Below are 17,950 nucleotides of genomic sequence, written 5' to 3'. Positions count from 1 at the left end.
AAGCAATATCATGAAAATGAAGAAATATACTTATATAATGCTGGCCGTACTGTTATTCTCAGGTACGGCTTGCAATGACTTCTTGGATAAAGAGTATGATGCAACTCTTTCGGACGAAAAGGTATTTACCAATCAGACCATGACGCGTGAATTTCTGACAGATATTTACACGAATCTGCCCGATGGACTGGCTCCTTTAAATGACGATCAGTTTACTGGAGCTTCCCGTGACTGTATGACGGATAACGCGACTTCTTATTGGGGCTTACATTATTATACGAAGATTGCTACTGATTCATATACCGCAAAGGATCATCCTTTGTTGGGACAATGGAATGTTGATTTTTCAGGTATCCGTAAATGTAATATCTTTTTGAATAATGCACAGGCCTCGGTAGTTGGTAATGCCGAGAAGTCGGGCGATGATAATAAGCTATATGACCGGTATTGCAATGAGGCAAGATTGCTGCGTGCGCTGTTTCATTTTGATTTAGTGTGCTGGTTTGGCGATATGTTGATTGTGGGAGAAAATGAAGACGGCACGAATATTGTTTTCAACATGGAAGAACCTGGGCTGATGAATCAGGCTCGTACTCCTGCGGCAGATGTACTGCAATGGGTTGCTGATGAATGTGATAAAGTAAAAGATGCGTTACCATTCCGTTATTCTAATGAAGCCACAAACTGGGGACGTGTGAATGGGGCAACGGCTTATGCTTTGAAAGCTCGTGCTTTACTTTATAAGGCTTCGGCTTTAAATAATCCAACCGGAGAACAATCTTGGTGGCAGGCTGCAGCCCAAGCAGCACAAGATTTTATCGATAAGAATGCTCAGCAGTCTAATCCTTATCAGTTGTATGCTACCGGAAATCCTGAGAATGATTATTATGAATGCTTTACTACCAATCCGGTGTATAACAATGAAATTATATTGTCTCGTTCGGTATGGAATACGAATAAAGTGGAACAGGTATTCTTGCCGGTGGGTTTTACTGGAAAATTCTCTGCTGCAGGACGTACAAGTCCGACCCAGAATTTTGTAGATTGCTTTGAAATGTTAGATGGAAAACGAATTGATGAAGGGGGAGGTGATTATACTTACGACGCACAGAATCCGTATGCCAACCGTGACCCTCGTCTGTCACAGATTGTTTTCTATCAGGGCATGACATGGGGTAGTGCAAAGGATAATGAACAGCGTAAACTGGATATGCGCACTGAAGGAGGAAAAGATTATTCAGCCTCTATGGGAGGAACCTGTACGGGATATTATTTAAAGAAATTTGTCAACAATATCTCTTGTCAGAATCCTACTAATTATCCTCATTCGTGGATTGTCTTCCGTTATGGAGAGGTGCTTTTAAATGCAGCCGAAGCATATTGTGAGGCTGGAAATCTGGATAAGGCGAAGCAGTATATCAATGAGATTCGTGACCGTGCGGGTATGCCTCACTATGAATATGCAGATCAAGCCGAGTTGTTGAAACGAATTCGCAACGAACGTCGTATTGAATTGAGTTTTGAGGACCATCGCATGTGGGATTTGCGTCGTTGGCGTGCGTATGACGATGTAACGGCTTCAGGAGAACAATCCAAACCCTATTATGAGCAATTGTTGAATTTGTATGGTGTCGAAATTTCAGGAACGGAAGCTGCTCCGGTATATCAGTATGGTCCGGCACGTTCTGCACAGAATGGAGGTGTAATAGAAACTCGTGTATTTAATATCCCGAAGAATTACTTGTTTCCGATTCCTGATTCTGATGTAAAAATGGCTCCTAACTTAAAGCAGAACCCTGGCTGGGAAATTTCAGCAGATTAATCGGAGTAAAGATTTTAATAAAAAGAATGGTATATGAAAATAAAGAATGTATTGAAATATATTTTCGTCGGATTTGTTTGTGCGTGGAGTGCATGTAGCGACGAAGAAAATGGAGTAAGTATCGGCAATATGACTCTGGAGAAACCTGCGGTTTCAAATGTCACATATAAGTCGGTAGATGTTTCTGCTCAAATAAAAGATCCTTCTGCTTATATTTTAAAACGCGGAATATGTTACGGAACGGAGTCGTCTCCCACCATTGAAAATCAGATTGCAGAAATGGAAGGGAGTGGCAGTGAAATTAATCTTTCTTTGGATGGATTGGAAGAAAGTACCACTTATTATATACGTGCTTTTGTGACTGTGCTTGATAATGAACCAATGTATTCAGAGGAAGTGCAAGTTACGACTCTTGCAGCTACTTTGGATGATAAACTGGCTGATTATGTAGCCCCCGACTATGAAGATGATTATACATCTATTGCAGGATGGGACAAACGTAATGAGTGGAACCTGGCTAATGTACATGATCCTTCCGTAATGTTGGCTGATGACGGTTATTATTATATGTATCAGACGGATGCTTCGTATGGTAATGCACATGAAGGGCATGGACATTTCCATTGTCGTCGTTCAAAAGACCTGGTAAATTGGGAGTATGTAGGGGCTACCATGCAGGAAGCGCCGACATGGGTAAAAGAAACTCTGAATGCATATCGTACAGAAATGGGATTGGAACCGATCGAAACTCCTTCTTATGGCTATTGGGCTCCTGTGGTACGTAAGGTGAAAACGGGTCTGTATCGCATGTATTATAGTATTGTAGTGGATAATTATATTAAAACAGGGAAAGTGAATACCGCCGATAATTTTGACGGTTCATGGACAGAACGTGCCTTTATCGGGTTGATGGAAACAACCGATCCGGCTGCTAATGTATGGGAAGACAAAGGTCTGGTGATTTGTTCATCTTCGGATAGGGAGATGAATGGCTGGACACGGCCTGATGCTAATAACTGGGATGCGTATTTCTATTTTAATGCCATCGACCCCACTTATCTGGTCGATAAGGATGGCACTCATTGGCTGATTTATGGTTCTTGGCATAGCGGTATCGCAGAAATAGAATTAAACCCTGAGACTGGATTGCCTAAAACAAGTTTGGAAAAACCATGGGAGATTTCTTCCTGGAATACAAATACTTATGGGAAGTTGATTGCACGTCGTGGCACTTCCCGCTGGCAGGGTTCAGAAGGTCCGGAGGTTGTGTATAATCCGGAAACAGGTTATTATTACATGTTCCTGGCTTATGGTTCATTAGCGGTAGAATATAATACTCGGGTGGTACGTGCTCGAAGTATAAATGGACCCTGGCTGGACATAAATGGCAATGATGCTGCTAACGGTATAGAAGCACAGCCAGTAGTAACTCATCCTTATAAATTCAGTAACAGTTATGGATGGGTGGGTATTTCCCATTGTGCAGTGTTTGATGATGGCGAGGGAAATTGGTTCTATTCTTCACAGGGACGTTTGCCGGAGAATGTGCCAGGAGTCAATGCTTCCAATGCAGTGATGATGGGACATGTACGCAGCATACGCTGGACGGAAGATGGCTGGCCGTTGGTTATGCCAGAACGTTATGGAGCTGTTCCTCAGGTTCCTATTACAGAAGGGGAGCTGATTGGAGACTGGGAGATGATTCAACTCTCTTCTAATAATCCGGGACAACAATATGGTTCTGCAATTATGACCCTTTCAGCAGACCATAAAATTACAGAAGGAACATGGAAAGGGGGGAGCTGGAGTTATGATTCAGACAACCAGGTTCTTACAGCTAATGGTGTGAAATTGTATTTGCAACGTGAGGTAGACTGGGAAATGATTCCTCGTACACCGACCATCGTGTTTGCCGGTTATCATCAGAGTAGTAATACTTGGCGGACAGATTGGGGAAAGAAAGTGCAGTAACTTAGTATAATATGTTAGTTTGGGCGCCTTGTAGATAAGGAATTCTTGTTTGCAAGGCGTTTTCTTGTTAGTTTAGGATTATTAATAAAAAACCATGAGACACATCACCTTATCACTTTTTTTGTTGGCTGTAGCAGGTGTGACTTACGCCTCTTCTCCCCAAAAGAAGTCATCAGTTATTCCCGTCAGTAAAGTCATGACCCATGATCCGGTGATGGCCAAGCAAGGCGATACTTACTATCTCTTTGCTACCGGGCAGGGGATTTCTGTCATGTCCTCAAAGGACTTAAAAAATTGGAAGTTCGAGAAACCGGTATTCGATAAAGCGCCTCAATGGGCCGTGGAAACCATAAAAGGCTATAACGGACATACGTGGGCACCGGATATTATTTTCCACAACGGAGTTTATCATTTGTTTTATTCATGTTCGGCGTTTGGAAAGAATACTTCTGCTATCGGCCATGCCACGAATCCCACACTCGACCCTTCCAGCCCTGATTTCAAGTGGACAGACCATGGAAAAGTAATTCAGTCGGTACCCAACCGGGATATGTGGAATGCCATTGACCCCAATATTATCATTGATGAAAACGGTACACCCTGGATGAATTTCGGCTCATTCTGGGATGGAATCAAGATGGTAAGGCTGACGCCTGATTTGAATGCTGTAGCTCAGCCAGAAGAATGGTATTCGTTGTGTCGTCGGCGGCGTGCTTTCGATTTGTCGGAAAAAAATGCGGGTAATGGAGCAGTAGAGGCTCCCTTTATTATGAAACACGGTGAGTATTATTATCTGTTCGTATCGTTTGATTATTGTTGCAAGGGATTGAAAAGCAACTATAAAGTCATGGTGGGACGCTCGAAAACGGTGACAGGACCCTATCTGGACAAAGATGGGAAAGCAATGGACAAGGGAGGCGGTTCATTAGTGATTCAGGGCAACAAGGATTATGCCGGTGTAGGTCATAATGCGGCTTATCATCTGGATGGAAAGGATTATTTTATTTCTCATGCCTATTCCGTAGCAGAAGAGGGAGCACCTAAACTGATTATTCGTGAAATTAGCTGGACACCTGACGGGTGGCCGGTTGTGAGTTTCTAAAAGTGATGCTTGCAGGGATGCCGCAGGGAAGTATGTGTACTTTCGAACAGCATCTTTTTTATGCCGGTATTGCATGATTTGTGATAGTTTTTAGGGAAAATTTTATTGTTAGTTTCACACTTAATCCCTATTTTTGCCTTGATTAGTAATTATTTGGAAAACACCTATGAAAAAACAAGGACTTTTTTGCACATTGGCATTGATAGCTTCTCAGGCATTTGCGCAGCAGGCAGCGGTCACCGGCCCTGATGCTCGTTTGAAACTCGATTTTCAGTTGCAGGACGGCAAGCCTGTCTATTCGGTGACATACGACGGAAAAACCGTGCTGGAGAATTCTCCCCTCGGCTTTGTATCCAATATCGGCGACTTCAGCCGTCAGATGAGCTTTGTCGGCCAGCAGGCGGACAAGGTGGAAAAGACGTACACGCAAGACCGTATCAAGTGTTCCACGGTGAATTATTCCGCCAACAAGCTGACTGTAACCCTTGAAAATGCGGAGAAGAAGAAACTGGACATCGTGTTCCAGCTGAGCAACAACGACATTGCCTTCCGCTATGAGATGCCTCAGTATGGCGAAACGGCCTGCATGGTAATTGAAAAGGAAGCAACCGGCTTTGACTTTCCTTCTACCACTACCACCTTCCTTTCTCCGCAGAGTGACCCGATGATTGGGTGGATGCGTACCAAACCGAGCTACGAAGAGGAATATGTACCCGATGAACCGGTGGCTACTCCTTCCAAATACGGTGAAGGCTATACTTTCCCGGCGCTGTTCCATGTGGGAGATAACTGGGCACTGGTATCGGAGACCGGTGTACGCAGCCTGTATTGTGCCTCTCACCTGAGCGATGCGACCAAAGATGGCCTTTACAGTATTGCTTTTCCGAACCCGGGCGAGATGAACGGTCTGGGTTCTTCTACTCCGGGACTGGCTCTGCCGGGTGCTACTCCCTGGCGTACGATTACGGTGGGCAACGGGTTGAAGCCGATTGTGGAGACAACCGTTCCGTTTGATGTGGTGGAACCACTGTATGAGCCTTCACAGGAATACAAGTTCGGTCGTTCTACCTGGAGCTGGATTATGTGGCAGGACCCGAGTATCAACTACGATGACCAGATTCCTTTCATTGACTTGGCCAGTGAAATGGGCTATGAATATACGCTGATTGACGGCGGCTGGGAAAAGAACATCGGTCGCGACCGTATGGAGGAGCTGTTCAAGTACGCACACCAGAAGAATGTGGATGTATTCGTGTGGTACAACTCTAACGGTTACTGGAACGATGCCCCGCAGGATGCCAAGCAGTGCATGAGCAACTCAGTTGCCCGCAAGAAAGAGATGAAATGGCTGCAGAAATGCGGTGTGAAGGGACTGAAGGTAGACTTTTTCGGCAGTGACAAGCAGCAGATGATGGGCTTGTATGAAGACATCCTGACCGATGCCAACGAATACGGCCTGATGATAATCTTCCATGGCTGTACCATTCCGCGCGGCTGGGAACGCATGTATCCGAACTATGTGGGCAGTGAGGCGGTACTGGCTTCTGAAAACCTGATATTTAACCAGCATTTTGATGATATGGAGGCTTACAATGCCTGCCTGCATCCGTTTATCCGCAATACCATCGGCTGTATGGAGTTTGGCGGTACGCTGCTGAACAAGCGTCACAACCGTACGAATGACGGAGGTACCATCCGCAAGACGACGGACGTATTCCAGCTGGCTACGGCGGTGTTGTATCAGAACCCGATTCAGAACTTTGCCCTGGCTCCAAACAACCTGACGGATGCACCGGCACTGGCCATCGACTTCATGAAAGAGGTACCGACCACCTGGGATGAGACAGTATTCCTGGACGGTTATCCTGGCAAATATTGCGTGCTGGCCCGTCGTCATGGCGACCGCTGGTATGTGGTGGGTGTCAATGCACAGAAGGAACCGTTGAAGCTGAGTTTGAACCTGCCGATGTGGGAGAAAGGCGAAACGGTTTCCTATTATCTGGACGATAAGAAACGTCAGCCGCAGCTGGAAGAACTGAAAATCAAGAATCCGGCAGAAGTGAAAGTGGTGATCCAGCCGGATGGAGGTATTATTCTGACGAAATAACTTGCAAGGTTTTCAAAAGAGAAAAGCGTGATTTTTTAGCGGAAATCACGCTTTTCTCTTTTTAATTTATAACTTTGCAACCTAACTCATTGAATTATGGAGAATAACAATCTTTTCATTTACAATACACTGACCCGCAAGAAGGAACTGTTCGTGCCTTTGCATGCTCCTCATGTGGGCATGTATGTGTGTGGTCCTACCGTATACGGTGACGGACATTTAGGGCATGCACGTCCCGCCATTACGTTTGATATTGTGTTCCGTTACCTGACTCATTTGGGCTACAAGGTGCGTTATGTGCGTAACATTACTGATGTGGGCCATCTGGAGCATGATGCAGACGATGGTGAAGACAAGATTGCCAAGAAAGCACGTCTGGAACAGCTGGAACCGATGGAAGTGGTACAGTATTATCTGTTGCGTTACCACAAGGCAATGGAAGCATTGAACGTGTTGCCGCCCAGCATCGAGCCGCATGCATCCGGACACATCATCGAGCAGATTAAGCTGGTGGAAGAGATTCTGAAAAACGGATATGCATACGAAAGCAAGGGCTCTGTGTATTTTGATGTAGCGAAGTACAACAAAGATCATCACTATGGTGTGTTGTCAGGACGTAACCTGGATGATGTGCTGAATACGACCCGTGAACTCGACGGACAAGATGAAAAGCACAATCCGGCCGATTTTGCTTTGTGGAAGTGTGCACAGCCGGAACACATCATGCGCTGGCCGTCACCATGGAGTAACGGTTTTCCGGGCTGGCATTGCGAGTGTACCGCTATGGGACGCAAATATTTAGGTGAAACTTTCGATATTCACGGAGGAGGAATGGACCTGGTGTTCCCGCATCATGAATGTGAAATTGCACAGGCTGTGGCTTCAGAAGGTCATCAGATGGTACGTTACTGGATGCACAATAACATGATTACTATCAACGGACAGAAGATGGGTAAGTCATTGGGTAACTTTATCACCCTGGATGAGTTCTTTACAGGCTCTAACAAGTTGCTGACACAGGCTTATTCGCCGATGACCATCCGTTTCTTCATTCTTCAGGCACACTATCGCAGTACAGTGGACTTCAGTAACGAAGCGCTGCAGGCTGCTGAAAAGGGATTGGAACGTCTGTTGGAAGGTGTGAAGAATCTGGACCGCATCACTCCGGCGAAAGCTACTTCAGGCATCGAACCGAAAGGCTTGCGTGAGAAGTGCTACGAGGCCATGAACGACGACTTGAATACACCGATTGTCATTTCTCACCTGTTTGATGCAACCCGTATGATTAATACGGTGATTGACAAGAAAGCGACTATCAGCGCCGAAGATTTGGAAGAGCTGAAGAGTGTATTCCATCTGTTCGTATTCGATATCTTAGGCCTGAAAGCGGAAGCGGAAAACAATGCGGCACGTGAAGAAGCTTACGGAAAAGTAGTCGACATGCTGTTGGAACAGCGTATGCAGGCTAAAGCCAACAAAGACTGGGCTACAAGCGATAAGATTCGTGACAACCTGGCTGCTTTGGGCTTTGAAGTAAAAGATACCAAAGATGGCTTCACTTGGAAATTAAATAAGTAATAGAATAGTGACTCTTATAAAAGAGGAAGGGGTACCGGTTTTTCCGGTACCCCTTTTCTTGTAGTATATCTGTGTTATTTTTTCATGGGAATCTCGATACGTTTGCCGTCTGCCTGCACTGCGTAGAGTTTGGTATTTCCTAATTCTATTCCTGCCGGGATATCATAGCTGAACATATTGAAGAAATAGACCAGTTCTCCTTCTGCATTGTTTTTGCGTAATTCAAATGCTACGGCATTTTCTCCATTTTCAACGGTATATTTCCGTCCGGAAACTGTATAGGCTATGTTGGGACTGACGGCTTTTACCTCTCCTTCAAACTGTGTGTAATATCCGGTGTCCGAAGGTTTCGTGTCGAGTCCGGTATCTCCGGCCTTACGGTCTTCAATATACTGGAAAGCATGTTTGGGCTTCGGGAATTTTTTCATGAAAGTCTTGGTTTCCTGTATCATTGCTTCCGTTACTTTATATTTCCAGGTACCGTATTGTTCAATGGTACCTTCTCCAGGGATAAAGAAACCCCACAAATCGAAGAAGTCGGTCAAATCTTCTCCGGCGGCTTCACTGGCTTTCATGGCAAATTTGAGCTGTGCACCTCCGGGATCGCTTTCCGTAATCCTGTCTTCACGCAACAATTTGAATAATGTCTGCCAGAACTTAGGATTATGTCCACAACGATGGTAGTAATTCCACAACTGCCAGTTCATGCGCATGTGTATTTCTGTGTCTTCTCCCTGATGGGTGGCATCTCCCATATTATACCATGCTTTTTTGTATACGAAACGGGAATCTGCCAAATCATTCAGCTCACTTCCTCTGGAGCAATATTTCCCCAGCTTGTATAAAATGTAGTTAGAGAACAAGTTGTTCGATGATTCCGTACTGCCCGGCCAGTTGATAGCAGCCTGATGGATGTGGCCTATTTCATGTGCGGGGCCCCAGGCATTGTCCTTGTTGGCCATTACATTTTCTTTCAGCAGGATATTGTTCAGGTAGGTGTATACGAAGCCGATACAATAGTCTGTAGCCCACATGTAACTTCCTTCCGGTGAGATGGCAAAAATATGGTTGTTGACTTGTGAAGGACGTACATTCTCAATACCCATCAGCTCTTGTTCCCATCCGATGATGTCATCCCATAAGTTGATGGCCGACAATATCTGGTTGGGCACAAACTCCTGCATCTTGGCCGTGTGGAAATAGAACATGATACGTTCGCCCCGTACGCAGAAATATTTATGAGTTGCTTTTTTCAGTAATTCCGCATATTTTTCATCGGTCTTATGTTCTTTCAGGTCGAAGAATCCGGTTACTTTTCCGCTTCCGATTGGAATGTGGATTTTAACGGGCTGTGCATCAGGAGAGGTCAGGTCGGTGTTGTACATTACAAACAGCTGCCCTTCTTTGCGCATGGTCAGTTTGTTGACTCCCGGAGATAAGAAATACACTTCACCGCTCACGTTGGTCTGTTTATATTTTTCTCCGCTTTCCCAGATACTTTGTAGCGAAATTTGCTGTCCGTGAGTGTCGCCTACCAGTACGATGATTTCATCACCTTGCTGAACCGAGATGCCAGTCGGGTTGTCCAGGTTACTGTATTTCTTGGTCATTAATTTAGTAGCCCATTCTTCCGGAATACTATAAGGAGCATATTCCCGGATACGGAATTCCTTTTCGTGTGGGTCGTACGTGTTATTCTGTAATGCTTTTGCCAGACGGACAAAATAATCGGGAAGCGCATTGATTTGTTCGTCGGTAACTCCTTCTTTCAGCGCACTGCAAGTAACGTCACTGAAGACGGTGAGCAAGGTATTTTCCAATGTGTTTTCCTGATTATAGCGGTAGAACTCCATTTCATCGCAGCTTACGAAGTTGCCTGCACCCGATTTCACTTCAAACTTGATACCGGTTACTTTTTGGGTCGTCTTGAAAGAAATCTTTGAAGGAGCATTCTGCATACGGAAGTTGTATGTGCCATATTTTGTCCAGTTGGAATGTCCTTCATCTGTAGCAATCAGCAGGTCGAGTTCCCCAAAATTTCCATTTCCGGCACGAGTGTAATAAATCAGGTAGTCAATATCAGCACCTCCCTGGAAGTAATATTCCAATGTGACTGGGAAATTAGCCGACTGTCCCCAAATTGAATGATAAGGATTGGCCCCATCAGCCGAGAATTTGCCATCCCAGGTATTTTCAATACCTTGTCCCGGCTGGAATTCGCTGGCTTTTCCTCCTGAAGGAATGACTTTGATGTCTTCACTAATGACAATGTCGGAAGAGGCATATTGCGTGACATTGATAACATAATTCTGAATGGGAGACAGTACTTTGACTACCGCATTTCTGCGTTCGCTAGAGGTGTTGGCAGTAACGGCCAGTTTGATTTGTGCACCGTTCTCTTTTTCCTCTTGTGTAGATACATAAAGCCAGCCGGCATCAGTCTCTGCTTTCCATTCGCTAAGTGAGAGAGTGGTTTTTATTGGAATGAAGATGGTTTCAGCAGCACTACCGAATTCTTTGGTGAGATCTGTTTCTTCAATAGCAAAGGTCCCGTTTTTCAGTGTTTCTTTGTCTTTGCACCCAGAGGAGGAGAAGATAAGACATAACAGGACAATCAGTGTAAAACTAAAAACTTTTTTATTCATGGAAATATAGATTTAAGTAGCAAAGAGAGGAAAATGTTTTCCTCTCTTTGTAAATGTAGCATTAGTTACCGTATAATACAAGCTCTCCAAGATTAAACCATGCATTTCCGTTAGTCATGGAACCTGCAGTACTTTCTAGTACGGCAAAGCGGAAATGAGAGAATGATTTCTCCGCATGATAGATTGGAGAGGAATATTGCTGGTTTCCTCCTGTCGGAAGTCCTGTAGTAATTTTTCCGAGTTCGGTCCAGGCCTTACCGTCCGCACTAGTAAATAATTTGATATGAGTGGGGGCCGCATTGCCATTTTCAAAGCGGGTCCAGTAATCAAATTTGACGGATTGTATTGGGGCAGACAATGTGACGTCAATGTAGTTTCCGTACGTAGCATCCTTTACTGGAGCACTCCAGTTAGAGTGGAAATGAAGGCCGGAACCAAGTCCGTCAATCAAGCCCGTATATCCTGTTCCGTCTCCTTCAGCAATGGAGTTTGCCTTGAACTGGCTGGCTTTCAGTTCCAGCTTGTCGGGAGAATAAGTGATGCCCAGCAGGACAGTTTTCTGTGTTGCACTGATTTCTACTCCTGCTACAGTAGGACTGGTAAGGGAGAGAGGAAGAATGTATTCTCCCATTTCCAGAGATGTGCGGTTGATGGTAATGTCTACTGAGGCAGTGGTAGCTTCATTGCCAAAAGTGACTACTCCATTTTCCGGAAGCGAATATGTATTGCTTGGAAGCTGTTTGTAGCGGTTACCATTTTGTGTGTTGTATTTATTGAAGGCTTCCACGGCTTCCTCATTGCATGTAAGGCTACATTTTAGTCCCCACGTATTAGGAATAGGAAGAGTCAGCCCCAGCGTGTAAGTAAGCGTTGCTTCTCCTTTGGATGAGAATGAAACGGCATTTGTAAATCCAGCGTTTGCAAGTCCGATAGTGGGTGCCTGAATGTCAGGAACGATGATAAGCAAGCTGTCGTTTACTGAAACTTCCGAACTGCGAAGTAACAGGGGAAGAGCATATTTTTGTCCGTTTTGGCTTTCTTGTAATTGCAGGATTTCTTTGGTTTTCAGTAAAGCGTTTACCAGTTTGTAGCGTTCTTGTGCTGAAAATTGCAGGTCATTGCTCTGTAATGAGTAGTACTCCGCAGGCAGATATGCATATTTCAGTCCGTTGGTATTGCAATATGCCTGAAAGACCTCTTCCGCCATCGGGGTTATAACTCCATTGGCGGGTACGTTTCCTTCACTTCCTGTTTTCATGACAGAAACAGACACATTTCCTTCGGCGTCGGTTGTGTATAGTTCAATGTTCCGGATGCCTGCGTCCTTGATATTCAGTACACAGTGATATTTTTCAGGAAACAGTTCATCATATTTTTCGCAGCTGGATAGGGCCAGTGTGCCTCCTAAGACACATATAGCCCCAAATATATTGTGTAATTTCATATTAGATACTTATTTAATAACCTGGTGCTTGAATGAGTTGTGGATTCTTGTAAACTTCATTTTCAAAAACAGGAAGGAAATACATACGGTTAGTCCATTTGAAGTCCTGACTGATTACTACCGGGGTGTTGAATTCTTCGAAAGAAGGGTCAAGCTTGCTCATGGCGTTGAGGCCCCGACGTATGCCTGCCGACATATATTCTGGAGCAATCATCCAGCGGCGTATGTCATAGTAGCGGTGTCCTTCTCCCCACAGCTCAACGAAACGTTCGTTCTGTACCCATTTCATAATCGGCATGTCGTCTGTCACGTCACTGGTAGTAAGTTCTCTGATACCGGCACGTTTGCGAACGATGTTCAACTGCGCTAATGCTTGGGGAACCTCATCCAGGGCGGCGCAGCATTCTGCCAGATTCAGGTACAACTCTGCCATACGGATAAGGGGTCTCGGCTTGTTCTGCTTTTCTTCTGCGCTGGCAGTCCATGCAAAGGTAGGTTCAATGAACTTCTGCGACAGATATCCAGTCACGCAGTTGTCACGGTTGAACAAGGACGGGTTGTAGCCGTGAAGTTCCGAATTGCGCATTTCCAGTTTCAAAGGTTGTCCGCCATAAATACGGCTTCCCATGTCGCCGCCGTCAAAAGCAATCCAGGCATAGAAGCGAGGCTCACGGCGGGTGTTCAGCTTGATAATGTCACTGCGGTTGGTTACCCCTGCGCTTTGGTACCATTCCGATTGTGTATAGAACTGCTTGTCTTTTTCAATAGGTACTCCGTTCTCAGTGTAGAAACGTTCCACTGTATTTAGCGTGGGCGATACACCCGAATAACCGGCTTTCCAGGTTCCCTGATTGTTCTTGATGACACGGTGTGGAAGAGAACCGATAATCATGGTTCCCTGATTAGCTAGTCCCCAGATGGTTTCGCGGTTACCTTCTTTATAGCGTGTGGTCACCACGTAGCGCATCAGCTGTACGCGTTCCATGAACTCTTTGTCCTTGTCGGCCGTTCCGCCTTCTGCGCTTTTGAAAGGAACAAACGGGAGGGGGAGTCCGGCCTGCTGGTATAGTGACTGTGCATCTTCCAGACCGAACAGTTTGTGACCGGCAGCTTCTGCGGCAGTAATGGCTTCCTGGCAGGCAGCCTTGGCAACTTCCCATTTCTTGCGGTCATATTTTAGGCTGATGAGCTCTTTTCCATATCCCGGAGTCTCAAAATTCGTGTTCTCCCAGTCTTTGTAGGGGAAGCTTCCATTGAACAATGGAGAGGCTGCATAGACGAGCAGGCGTGCTTTCAGGGCCTTGGCCATGACAGAAGTGGCTCTTCCCCATTCGTCTCCGGTGCGGGTAGCCGGTAGCTGCCCGTCTTCGCATACTTCATCAAATTTCTGGCAAATCCAGTCTTTTACATAGTCGAAGTGCATACGTCCGTTGTACTCTGATTCAGGAGTGGCCTGATCAATGTATGTATCGGTAATGGGGCATGGACCGTAGGCAACCAGTGTAACCATGTGGTAGTAAGCCAGCAGGAAGTTCGCTTCAGCAGCCCAGGCTCTTTTCTGCTCATCAGTCACTCCTCTTGCATGAGGCAATTGCTGGAGGAAAAGCAGGCACTGTCCGATAAACCGGTAGTTGCTGCCCCAGCTCCATCCGTCAGCAATGTTAGTCGGAAGGTTCAGGTCCCAGGTAATTTTCTGTGAACCGGTGTTCCACAGTGGAGGAAGCACATATTCGTCGGCACCAGCTTCTACCGTCTGATAGTCGAAAGGATTTCTTATACCTCCGTAGCAGGAGAACAGGAATCCGAGGGTTGACTCCGGATCCTTGGTCGCATCCGGCAAAGAAGCTTGTTCGGGCGGTACCACATCCAGGTAGTTACATGAGGTGGTTCCTCCACATAAAGCCAGTGAAAGCAAGGCTATTTTCCCTATATTTTTTAAAGTCTTCATCGTAATTAGATTTTTAGAATGTTAACTGTAATCCGATATTAAAGGTTCTCTGTAAAGGATAGCTGTTCCATGCCAGTTCCGGATCCCATAACTTGAACGGGCTGAATACGAACAGGTTGTTTCCACTGAAGTACACGCGGGCATGTTTGAAACGGTAGCCTATTTCCAGTGTCTTGAAGCGGATGAAGTTACCGTTTCTCATCCAGTAGGTACTGGGCTGGGTGTTGTTGGCTATCTGTGCATCGGTCAGTCCCAGGCGTGGATAAGCCGCATTGGGGTTCGGGTTGGCTTCTGTCCAGTAATCATTGGCAATGAACTGCATGACGTTGAAGTCGTCTTGTCCAAACGGAGTAATTCCACTGATCATGAGGGTACGCATGGCTGAACCGTTGAAGAACACGCCAAAGTTGAAACCTTTGTAGTCGATGTTCATGCCAAGTCCGTACTGAATGCGCGGCATGTTACCGTATTCTGAAATCATTACCTTATCTTCCGTGTTGATGATTCCGTCACCGTTCACGTCGCGGTATTTCACGTCGCCCACCATTGCGGTACTTCCTAAGTTTTGTGTCGGGCTGTTGTCTATTTCTTCCTGGCTTTGGAAGAGTCCTTCCGCAATGTAACCGGTCTGGTGGCTCAATGGCTTGCCGGTCACGGTCTGCCATGTATATGGATAGAGCGGTTCATCGTAGTCTACGTATTTGTTCTGGGTATAGGTAAAGTTTCCTTGGAAATCTACAGCCAGGTCTTTGTTGAACTGCTTGCGGTAGTTCATGCTCAGTTCATATCCCCAGTTGTCTACCTTTCCTTTGTTGCTCCAGGGTTTGGCAGAGTCGTATCCTAACGATTGCGGCCATGCTTCACGGTGCAGCAGGATGTTGTAACGCTTGTCGTAGAAGAAGTCGAATGTCAGGCTCAGGCAGCGGAACAATTCCATGTCGAAACCGAGGTCGAGTTTTTTCACGCGTTCCCATCCGGCATTCTGCACGGCGTACTGAGTGACAATCGGACCGTATTTGCTGACATTCAGGTCTTCACCGAAAGTCGCTCCCGGACGCTTGTCGCCCGTTACCTGTACCTGGTCGATATACAAGAAATGAGGTGAGCCTTCAGGCCCGGTTTCGTCACTACCTACCAGACCGTAAGAACCTCTCAGTTTCAAAGAAGAGATGACTTTGCTGAGTGGAGCGAAGAATTTTTCATTGGATACCACCCATCCTAAAGAGATAGCTGGGAAGAATTCAAAGCGGTCACCTTTGGCCAGACGTTCGGTTCCGTTGTAACCGAAGTTGATTTCGGCAAGGTAACGCTGATCAAAATCATAGGTGAAGCGTCCGGAGAATCCCTGGTTACGGTTGGGTAATACGGCATTCCGGTATTCACGCTGCATATAGAGTAACATACCTCCTACGCTGTGTTTTCCGAAACGGCGCTGATAGTCGAGGGTAAACTGCAGGAAGAATGTGTTGTCACCGTCTTTCGTAATGTCCGACTGTGCGATATAGTCCGTTCCGCTTGTGCCTAATCTTTCCAGTGTATATTCTCCTGTAGAAGGATTGAAACTTCCGTCTTTAATTCGGTAGTAGTAGGGCTCAATGGTACGGTTATACCAGTTGGATGACCAGTTCTTGAAGTTTACCAATGCCGTGGCACTCAGTCCCTTGGTGATGAAATCAAGCTGCTGGCTTACTTTCAATGAAGTGTTCAAGGTATTTTCCTGAGTTTGTTTGTAAGAAGAGAGCATGTAGGCGTACGGGTTGGTGCGCAAATTGTCACCACTCAGAATGGCGTTACCGAACCGTATGTGCGTATCGCCTTCCTGAGCCGGGAATGTGACAGGGAAGTTGATAGGATTGGTGGTCAGTGCCATCTTGAACAAGTCGGATGTATTGTAGTTGGGACCCTGATTGTTTCGTATCTGAGCATTCATTCTCAGGTCTATGGTCGTAGTGGAGGTTAACTTATATTTGATGTTGTTCTGGAAGTTGTAACTCCAGTTGTTGATGTTGTTGTTATAGGAGTATACCTTTCGGGTGTTCAGCAATCCGGAATCGTGATTGGCCTGGATGCTCATATAATAAGTTGCTCTGGAACCGCCACCTTGCACGTTGATGTTGGCACGCTGGCTCATGGCCATGTTCTTGAATATTACATCATTCCATTTTACACTGGGATACATGTAAGGGTTTGTTCCCAGACGGGTATTTTCTATTTGTTCCTGAGTGTATTTCGGAGTGATGCCTGGGTTACGGGTTACCTGTGCTTCGTTGTACATTGTCATCCAGGTAGCACCGTCCACGAAGTCGGGGAAATTGGTCATGACATTGAAGGCGTTTTCTACAGTCACATTTATTTGTGTACGTTCGTTTTCACGTCCGGACTTGGTGGTAATCAACATTACACCATTGGCACCACGGGCACCATAAATTGCTGTAGCCGAAGCATCTTTCAGAATAGAAAAACTTTCAATGGTTTCTGCCGGAATGTTGTTCAGGTCGGCAGCCGAGATTTCCACGTCGTCCAGCATGATGAGCGGAGTAGCTCTTCCGCCGAAGGTGCCGATACCGCGTATATAAAATTCGGCAGCCTGCCCTGGAGCTCCGCTGGAAGTTTTGGCGATAACACCTGCCAGTTTACCGGCCAGTGCATTAGTCAGAGAAGAAGTAGGGGTAACAAGAGAAGAGCCTTTAACACTGGTGATAGATCCGGTTACGCTGACTTTTTTCTGGGTTCCGGCACCTACTACCACTACCTCGTCCAGCATTTCATTGTCTGATTTCAGCTTTACATTGATGACTCCCAGGTCTACCACCGGTACTTCACGGGTCTTGTATCCAATAAAACTTATCACCAGCACATCTTTGCTGGAAACTTCTATTGAATAATTACCGTCAAGGTCTGAGATGACTCCCGCTTGGCTTCCTTTTACTACAATGTTGGCTCCAATGATAGGAGTTCCGTCTGAAGCATCGGTAATTGTACCTGTGACGGTTCGTTTTTTGGTACTTTGCGTAATTGCATTAATCTCTCTGGCTTCATGGGCATACGATGTCAGGGCGAGATTTGCTTCAGGAATCGTACCTGAAATAGCCCAGGAGGAAAGTGGAAACATCCACAATACCAGCCCAAATTTGGAGCCAAACTTGCTTGTTTTTCCTTTTTGCATGTTGAATAGGAATTAAGGTTATTAATGTAGATAGTAATCCCTATGAAGGGACATAAAGTAAAAATCCAAAGATGGAGGTCTATAGTTTAGGGTTTAGTTTTTATTGTTTTTAGGTTACAAGGTTAGGTTATAATAGTTTTTTCGTTAGTGATTCAGTTAGTATTAAA

The 17,950-nt window shown here is 45.6% G+C and carries 9 protein-coding genes; 5 read left to right on the top strand and 4 right to left on the bottom strand.

Annotated features, from left to right (window positions below; genetic code table 11):
* The first annotated feature begins 16 nt into the window (after positions 1–16).
* The 5 genes from ACMJ0U_RS07980 to cysS all read left to right on the top strand — a co-directional run bounded on the left by ACMJ0U_RS07980 (position 17) and on the right by cysS (position 8,580).
* Entirely contained in the window at positions 17–1,822 is a 1,806-nt protein-coding gene (locus ACMJ0U_RS07980) for a RagB/SusD family nutrient uptake outer membrane protein (protein ID WP_417129445.1), read from the top strand.
* A 33-nt stretch (positions 1,823–1,855) separates the two neighbouring features.
* Positions 1,856–3,793, top strand: coding sequence for an arabinan endo-1,5-alpha-L-arabinosidase (locus ACMJ0U_RS07975; protein WP_417129439.1), 1,938 nt, complete (start codon positions 1,856–1,858; stop codon positions 3,791–3,793).
* 94 nt (positions 3,794–3,887) lie between these two features.
* Positions 3,888–4,895, top strand: a complete 1,008-nt coding sequence (locus ACMJ0U_RS07970) for an arabinan endo-1,5-alpha-L-arabinosidase (protein WP_417129438.1) — start codon at positions 3,888–3,890, stop codon at positions 4,893–4,895.
* A 166-nt stretch (positions 4,896–5,061) separates the two neighbouring features.
* The gene (locus tag ACMJ0U_RS07965) at positions 5,062–7,002 is read left to right on the top strand and encodes a glycoside hydrolase family 97 protein (RefSeq protein ID WP_417129436.1); all 1,941 of its coding nucleotides are present in this window, start codon (positions 5,062–5,064) and stop codon (positions 7,000–7,002) included.
* 96 nt (positions 7,003–7,098) lie between these two features.
* Positions 7,099–8,580, top strand: coding sequence for a cysteine--tRNA ligase (gene cysS / locus ACMJ0U_RS07960; protein WP_417129434.1), 1,482 nt, complete (start codon positions 7,099–7,101; stop codon positions 8,578–8,580).
* A 74-nt stretch (positions 8,581–8,654) separates the two neighbouring features.
* Here cysS and ACMJ0U_RS07955 read toward each other — a convergent pair whose 3' ends face one another.
* The 4 genes from ACMJ0U_RS07955 to ACMJ0U_RS07940 all read right to left on the bottom strand — a co-directional run bounded on the left by ACMJ0U_RS07955 (position 8,655) and on the right by ACMJ0U_RS07940 (position 17,783).
* Complete coding sequence (locus ACMJ0U_RS07955) at positions 8,655–11,225, bottom strand: M60 family metallopeptidase (RefSeq protein ID WP_417129432.1); 2,571 nt, start codon at positions 11,223–11,225, stop codon at positions 8,655–8,657.
* 61 nt (positions 11,226–11,286) lie between these two features.
* Positions 11,287–12,669, bottom strand: coding sequence for a BT_3987 domain-containing protein (locus tag ACMJ0U_RS07950; protein WP_417129430.1), 1,383 nt, complete (start codon positions 12,667–12,669; stop codon positions 11,287–11,289).
* 13 nt (positions 12,670–12,682) lie between these two features.
* On the bottom strand, positions 12,683–14,617 hold the full coding sequence (locus ACMJ0U_RS07945) for a RagB/SusD family nutrient uptake outer membrane protein (RefSeq protein ID WP_417129428.1): 1,935 nt from the start codon (positions 14,615–14,617) through the stop codon (positions 12,683–12,685).
* A 13-nt stretch (positions 14,618–14,630) separates the two neighbouring features.
* Positions 14,631–17,783 (bottom strand): SusC/RagA family TonB-linked outer membrane protein, encoded by a 3,153-nt coding sequence (locus ACMJ0U_RS07940; protein WP_417129426.1) that lies wholly within the window; start codon positions 17,781–17,783, stop codon positions 14,631–14,633.
* Positions 17,784–17,950 lie beyond the last annotated feature (167 nt).

This window comes from Phocaeicola sp., from assembly GCF_048170425.1.
GTDB lineage: Bacteria > Bacteroidota > Bacteroidia > Bacteroidales > Bacteroidaceae > Phocaeicola.
This window is presented reverse-complemented; position numbering and strand designations above follow the sequence as displayed.

Excerpts from the sequence above, each read along its gene's own strand:
- ACMJ0U_RS07945 (WP_417129428.1), bottom strand. The coding sequence starts at position 14,617 with ATGAAGACTTTAAAAAATATAGGGAAAATAGCCTTGCTTTCACTGGCT.
- ACMJ0U_RS07955 (WP_417129432.1), bottom strand. The coding sequence starts at position 11,225 with ATGAATAAAAAAGTTTTTAGTTTTACACTGATTGTCCTGTTATGTCTT.
- ACMJ0U_RS07970 (WP_417129438.1), top strand. The coding sequence starts at position 3,888 with ATGAGACACATCACCTTATCACTTTTTTTGTTGGCTGTAGCAGGTGTG.
- cysS (WP_417129434.1), top strand. The coding sequence starts at position 7,099 with ATGGAGAATAACAATCTTTTCATTTACAATACACTGACCCGCAAGAAG.
- ACMJ0U_RS07980 (WP_417129445.1), top strand. The coding sequence starts at position 17 with ATGAAGAAATATACTTATATAATGCTGGCCGTACTGTTATTCTCAGGT.
- ACMJ0U_RS07940 (WP_417129426.1), bottom strand. The coding sequence starts at position 17,783 with ATGCAAAAAGGAAAAACAAGCAAGTTTGGCTCCAAATTTGGGCTGGTA.
- ACMJ0U_RS07975 (WP_417129439.1), top strand. The coding sequence starts at position 1,856 with ATGAAAATAAAGAATGTATTGAAATATATTTTCGTCGGATTTGTTTGT.
- ACMJ0U_RS07950 (WP_417129430.1), bottom strand. The coding sequence starts at position 12,669 with ATGAAATTACACAATATATTTGGGGCTATATGTGTCTTAGGAGGCACA.
- ACMJ0U_RS07965 (WP_417129436.1), top strand. The coding sequence starts at position 5,062 with ATGAAAAAACAAGGACTTTTTTGCACATTGGCATTGATAGCTTCTCAG.